Below are 611 nucleotides of genomic sequence, written 5' to 3'. Positions count from 1 at the left end.
GCTCGTGGTGCGGGTGGAGGCGTGGCTTGACCCGGATGGGGTGGAGCCGCGTGAGGACGAGCGCCGTGGCAGGCGGGCGTTGTCGCTGTTCGAGCGGGACGGGATGGTGCATCTGAACGCGGTTCTCGATGTGGAGACCGCGGCGCCGGTGGTGACGGCGATCCGGGGGTTCGTGACGGCGGTGTTCGCGGCGCGGAAGGATGCTCCCGATGCGGGCGCTCCTGATGGGGATCGGCGGACGGTGCCGATGATCCAGGCGGATGCTCTTTCGGTGTTCTGCGCGCATGTGATCGGGTGTGAGCGGCGGGTTCCGGTGGCGGGTGCGAGGGTGATCGTGCGGGTGGGTCTGGATGATCTGGAGGCCGGGACCGGGTCGGCGACCGTGGATGGTGTGGATCAGCCGGTCAGTGTCGGGGCGGCGCGGCGGATGGCGGCCGGGGGTGGCGTGATCCCGTGTGTTCTCGGTGGGGACAGTGAGGTTCTCGATTGGGGGCGGGAGAAACGGTTGTTCACCCGGGCGCAACGGCTGGCGTTGGTGGAGCGTGACGGGGGATGCGCGATGTGCGGATTGCCGCCGGAGATGACGAGGGCGCATCACATCCGCTGGTGGA

Annotated in this window: 1 protein-coding gene; it reads left to right on the top strand. The window is 69.4% G+C overall.

Translation table 11 applies throughout. The features are described from left to right. Positions 1–611: DUF222 domain-containing protein (locus GLO27_RS19560; protein ID WP_167256644.1), on the top strand; the 611-nt coding region annotated here is incomplete at both ends.

The sequence above is a fragment of the Microbacterium sp. Be9 genome (genome assembly GCF_011754135.1).
GTDB classification, from domain to species: Bacteria; Actinomycetota; Actinomycetes; order Actinomycetales; family Microbacteriaceae; genus Microbacterium; species Microbacterium maritypicum_A.
The sequence above is the reverse complement of the archived record's forward strand: the minus strand, read 5'-3'. Positions and strand labels throughout refer to the sequence as shown.